Genomic DNA, 5,332 nt, shown 5'->3' on the forward strand with positions numbered 1-5,332 from the left:
GCGGATTGACGACGCTGGCCGTGTTGCCATCGCCGGCGTCGCGTTGCTCTTCCGAGACGGCCGGGGCCGATGCGGTACCGAGCGGCGACAGGCCGATGAACTCCATCGCCATCGCCATCGTGTTGGCCGTGTATTGGCCACCGCACGCGCCGTGCGTTGGGCAGGCGTGATTCTCGATCAGCGCCAGCTCTTCCTCGGTAACGCGGCCCGCCATGAACCCGCCGATCGCTTCGTACACCGAGCGGATCGTCGCTTCCTTGCCGTTGACTTCACCCGGCAGAATGGTTCCGCCGTAGATCAGGAATCCCGGGATATCGAGCCGCGCCAATGCAAGCGACAGGCCCGGCAGCGTTTTGTCGCACGCTCCGAGTCCGATCACCGCGTCGAACATGTGCCCACTCGCCACGAGTTCCACCGAATCGGCGATGACCTCACGGGAAACGAGCGACGTCTTCATCCCCTCGGTGCCCATGGTGATGCCATCGGAAATCGCGACGGTGTTCAGCTCCATCGGCACTCCGCCGGCCGCTTTGATTCCCTCTTTGACGGCGTGAGCCAGCGTGCGCAAACCGAAGTTACACGGCATCGTTTCGATCCACGTGTTCGCGATGCCGATAACCGGTTTCTTCAGATCGTCGTCGGAAAGTCCGATTCCCTTGAGCATCGCGCGCGCGCCGGCCCGTTCCGGACCATCGACGAGATGCCGGCTTTTGTGACGTGTATCGAACGCCGTCCCGGTGCTGCTGCTCGCCATCGAATCCCTCGCATTCTGAATTCAGATCGCTCGGCTCCGTCACCACTCCGCGGGCAGTCACCGAATGCGATCGTCACGTCGGTCGATACCGCAGTGTCGCACAGTGCCGGGCCGATCGCACCCGATATCCGGCTTCCCAAATAGACAAAGCCCGGAGCCGATTCGACTCCAGGCTTTGAATGCGGTCGAGCATGCTAGCGGGAAATGTTGCGGTATTTCCGGACACCGAGCGGCGCGAACACCGCAATGATGATCACGACCCAAATCAAGGTCATCACGATCGGATGCTCAGACGGGAAATTGTCGGTCGCGTACGGATTCGGGTTCCCCCAGAGTTCGCGAATCGACGAGGTCAGCGTACTGACCGGGTTCCACTCCGCAACCGGGCGCAGCCAGGACGGCAGGGTCGACATCGGCACGAATGCGTTCGACACGAACGTAAGCGGGAAGATGACCATGAAGCCGACCTGTTGGGCCGATTCCACCGTTCGCAACGAAAGCCCGATGTAGATGCCCACCCAGCTCATCGCGAACACGAACAGGAGCAGGATGCCGATTCCCGCCAGCAGGTTCCAGAATCCTTCGTGCCAACGCCAGTCGACGGCGTAGCCGGAGACCATCAGCACAACCAGGATGCCGAGCTGGTAGACCAGGTCGAACATCGCACGCCCGCTCAGCACCGCTGATCGAGCCATCGGCAGCGAACGGAAGCGATCGATGATTCCCTTGCTGACATCGTCAACCATCCCCACGGCGGTGATGGACGATGCGAACACGATCGTTTGAGCGTAGATGCCCGGCAGCAGGAACTCCCGGTAGGATCCACCGCCCGGCAGCGGGATCGCTCCGCCAAACACGAACGCGAAGAGCAGCACGAACATGATCGACTGCATGATCATGAAAATGGCCATCTCGGGGATGCGCGGCACCCGCTTCAGGTTCCGCCATGCCACCAGCCAGCCATCCGTGATCGCTTGCCTCAGCCCACCCGAGCCGGCGGCAAATGTTCCGGCGCTCATGACGACACCCCTTCCCCGGCTTCATCGCCAGAGCCGTTTTCGACAGCGCCATGGCCGGTCAACTTCAGGAACACATCATCGAGGGTCGGGCGTCGCAGTCCGATGTCGTCGATCTGAATGCCTGCGTCACCAAGAATGCGTACGACTTCGGTCAGGCGCTGCACCCCACCTTGCGCCGGGATCGTGATCCGGCGCAAATGATCGTGGACGGAATGCTCGTCGCCGCCGAGCAGCGTTCTCGTCAATTCGAGCTCATCACGACGGTGGACGATGACTTCGATCCGCTCACCGCCGATCTGCGATTTGAGTTCGTCGGCCGTTCCGCGCGCGATGATCCGGCCGTGGTCGACCACGGCGATGCTGTCGGCCAGTTCGTCTGCTTCTTCCAGGTACTGGGTGGTGAGGAGCAACGTCGCTCCGGCTCGCACCCGTTCCCGAATCGCTTCCCACATGCCGATCCGGCTGCGCGGATCGAGACCGGTCGTCGGTTCGTCGAGCACGAGCAACCGCGGCCGCCCGGTCAGGGCGCTGGCGAGGTCGAGCCGGCGACGCATCCCGCCCGAATAGGTCTTGGCGGGGCGATCGGCCGCGTCGGTCAGTTCGAACTGTTCGAGCAGTTCGGCCGCGCGCGCAATCGCATCAGCCTTCGAGAGTTGGTAGAGGCGCCCGAAAAGGATCAGGTTTTCGCGTCCGGTGAGGTACTCATCGACCGCGGCATATTGGCCGGAGACGCCGATTTGGGAACGCAAGCGGTGCGCATCCCGGACGACATCGAGTCCGAACACCGTCGCGTTGCCGCCATCTGGTTGCAGCAACGTCGTCAGGATGCGGACGGTCGTCGTCTTTCCCGCGCCGTTGGGTCCGAGCAGACCCAGCACGGTGCCTTCGTCAACGGTCAGGTCGAGCCCGTCCAGGGCGCGAACCTCGTTCTTGCGTCCGCGATAAATCTTCACGAGTCCTTCGGCGACAATGACCGGAGCCCCGCCGCCCGTTTGCCGCTCCACCGGTGAAGCGAGCGTGGCTGTTTGCATCCTGACCTCCTCGTCGGGCTGGTGATATCGGCAACATTCCGAATCACAACACAACTGCCAGTTAATCGATTGAACCTTTGTCTGAAATCGACAGGTATAGGAGAGACGCGTTCCGGAATGCCAGATTCCGAACCCGTCCTGGTTCGGAGGTTCGGTTGTACAAGCGGACGGTGGATTGGCGAGTCCGGATTCCGGCCTACGGGAACACCGCGCGCTCGCCCAGATGAGCGGTGCAGTTCGAAAGTTGCAGCACCATGCCGCGCTTGCCCTGTTCGAGCGCCGTCAAGCTGGTGTTGTCGAAATGGAGCAAATGCTGCTGCTCGACGCCCAGTTGCATCAGGTCGGCCAGGATCGACCGCATGATCGCTCCGTGCGACACCACAACAGTCGTCTCGCCTTCGCGCGCATACGCCATGATCTTCCGGACCGCTCGGCTTGCCCGTTCGCGCTGATCATGAATCGACTCGCCGCCAGAGGGCATGAATCCTTCGCGATCTTCCTGCCAGTGCCGGAACTCTTCCGGATACTTCGCGACAATTTCATCCCCGCTCATCCCCTCGAAAATGCCATACCGCACTTCACGCAGAAGCTCGGTTTGGACGAATGGCACGTCGGGGTGATGGGACGCGATGGCCCGCGCGGTATCCGAGGCTCGCGAGAGATCGGACGCGATGATCGTCGTCGGCGCATAGGTCGCGAGACGCGCTCCGATGCGCTCCGCCTGCCACCGGCCCATATCGTTGAGGGGAATATCTATCTGTCCCTGAACCCGACGCTCCGCGTTGTAATCAGTCTGTCCATGTCGAACGAGTAGCAGGCGCACCGGGTTAGTCCTCCGTCTCCCCGGCGGGGCCGGAGTGGTCGATCGAATATGTGGAGAGCATTATGCCAGCCCGATGCGCGGCGATCGCCGCGAAGGCGTTAAGGAATCGCTAGTGCGGCGGCTCCGACGGCCAGGACAGCGAGTCGCTTTCCGGTTGCGGCATCGGCACGCCTTCTCGCAATCCACGCACCAGAGCAGGAATCGCCGCCGCGACCGGCAACGCACATTGCACCCAGAACGCCGAACAGGGCGCTCCCAAATGACACGGCCAACAGGACCGCCAACGAAGAAATCTTGAGCGTGTTCCTGAATGCGCGAGGTGCGATGAAATTGTTCTCGACCTGTTGATAGATGACGAAGAGGCCAAGCACAACCAGAGCGGCCGGCACGGAGACCGTCAGCGACATCAACACCGCCGGTATGGTCGCTAACGTGGCGCCAACCATCGGAATCGCATCGAGCATCGCCGCCAGCACCGCCAACAACAGGGCTTCCGGAGTTCCAACCACCGTCAACACGACGAACGTGAAGACACCGAAACAGGACGAAACGATCGTCTGACCGACAACGTATCCGTTGACCACCTGGGCCAGTTCCAGGCGGAGGCGCTGAAACGCGCTCGCTGCACCGGATCCAGCCGCCCGACATAGCTCTCGAAGAGGCGGGGACCGTCCAGCAGCAAGTAGATGGTGAGCACGAAGAGGAAAAGAGACTCACGAACCCGAAAGGATGCCGGCCCCGAACGACAGGAGATCCGGAACGAACGACATGACGCGTTCGAAGATCGAATCCGAATTGCCGCCCCCTCGGATGCTTCATTGATCCACTCATCGACCGTCGGATAACGATCGAGCACCTGGCTCAGTTCGTCGGCATATTCAGGAAGATTGTCGACGAGATTCGCGCCCTGATCGACCAGCGGAGGCGCCACGACGATCACGACAACCGCCAAGGCGAGGATCAGTGAGGAAATGACCGCCAGAACGCTCCGTCCCCGCGAGAGTCCGCGACGCTCCAGCTTGTGAACGATGGGATCGAGTGCGAGCGTGAGGATGATAGCGATGAAAACGATCACCACCTGGGTCCAGAGTTGCAGAAAGAAATAGATCAGCGCCATTGCCATGACGATACGCATGATCGTGCGCCACGGCACTTCGATTTCGGTGATGGTGGTCTGGGATTCGCCGTTTGCCTGTTCGGCAACCGATGTGCGTGAGATCTGGAACGCACTCCGTTTGGGCGTTTTCCGGCGATCGGATGATTCCGATCCTTCCGGTGAGCCGTCGTTCGTTTCGCTCATGCCGTTGCCTGGACCCTTTCCGCGCCGGATCGATGTTCGCATGAGTATCGTCGAGCCGAGCCAAATCATGCAGGTCCGGCCCTGAAACTGGTACTTATGGTGGGCGGAGATACCTGATTATTACGTGCCCGCGCCGGGACATGCGCCTGCAGTCCCGATTCTGCAATCTGAGGTGATTCGTCTGAACCCGGGTCGGTGGTCCTATCCCTTCATCGAACCAGCCAGCATACCGCGGACGAAGTAGCGGCCGAGGAAGATGTAGATCAGGGCCGTCGGCAAGGCGGCCAGTACCGCCCCGGCCATCACGACATTCCAGGCAACCGAAAACGATCCGGCCAGATTATTGAGCGCAATCGTGATCGGTTGGTCGTTCGGATTCGTGATGATCGTCAATCCGAAAATGAA

The 5,332-nt window shown here is 61.3% G+C and carries 7 protein-coding genes; all 7 read right to left on the minus strand.

Annotated features, from left to right (window positions below):
* The coding region (locus tag R2855_20425; GenBank protein ID MEZ4533373.1) for a dihydroxy-acid dehydratase at positions 1 to 754 on the minus strand (754 nt) is incomplete at its 3' end.
* A gap of 194 nt (positions 755 to 948) precedes the next feature.
* Entirely contained in the window at positions 949 to 1,773 is an 825-nt protein-coding gene (locus tag R2855_20430; protein MEZ4533374.1) for an ABC transporter permease, read from the minus strand.
* Positions 1,770 to 2,804 (minus strand): ATP-binding cassette domain-containing protein, encoded by a 1,035-nt coding sequence (locus tag R2855_20435; GenBank protein MEZ4533375.1) that lies wholly within the window; start codon positions 2,802 to 2,804, stop codon positions 1,770 to 1,772. The genes R2855_20430 and R2855_20435 overlap by 4 nt, the downstream gene beginning before the upstream one ends.
* Before the next feature lie 196 nt (positions 2,805 to 3,000).
* A complete protein-coding gene (locus tag R2855_20440) occupies positions 3,001 to 3,627 on the minus strand; it encodes a histidine phosphatase family protein (GenBank protein ID MEZ4533376.1) in 627 nt (208 codons plus the stop codon).
* A gap of 98 nt (positions 3,628 to 3,725) precedes the next feature.
* The gene (locus tag R2855_20445) at positions 3,726 to 4,211 is read right to left on the minus strand and encodes an AI-2E family transporter (protein MEZ4533377.1); all 486 of its coding nucleotides are present in this window, start codon (positions 4,209 to 4,211) and stop codon (positions 3,726 to 3,728) included.
* Positions 4,139 to 4,927: an AI-2E family transporter gene (locus R2855_20450; protein MEZ4533378.1), complete on the minus strand. Its 789-nt coding sequence runs from the start codon at positions 4,925 to 4,927 to the stop codon at positions 4,139 to 4,141. Before R2855_20450 ends, R2855_20445 begins: the two co-directional genes overlap by 73 nt.
* 201 nt (positions 4,928 to 5,128) lie before the next feature.
* A partial coding sequence (locus tag R2855_20455) for a carbohydrate ABC transporter permease (GenBank protein MEZ4533379.1) occupies positions 5,129 to 5,332 on the minus strand: 204 nt, incomplete at its 5' end.

This window comes from Thermomicrobiales bacterium (genome assembly GCA_041390825.1).
Taxonomy (GTDB): domain Bacteria; phylum Chloroflexota; class Chloroflexia; order Thermomicrobiales; family UBA6265; genus JAMLHN01.

What these genes read in the sequence shown, in the direction of transcription:
- R2855_20435 (MEZ4533375.1), bottom strand. Translation starts at nt 2,804, where the DNA reads ATGCAAACAGCCACGCTCGCTTCACCGGTGGAGCGGCAAACGGGCGGC.
- R2855_20430 (MEZ4533374.1), bottom strand. Translation starts at nt 1,773, where the DNA reads ATGAGCGCCGGAACATTTGCCGCCGGCTCGGGTGGGCTGAGGCAAGCG.
- R2855_20450 (MEZ4533378.1), bottom strand. Translation starts at nt 4,927, where the DNA reads ATGAGCGAAACGAACGACGGCTCACCGGAAGGATCGGAATCATCCGAT.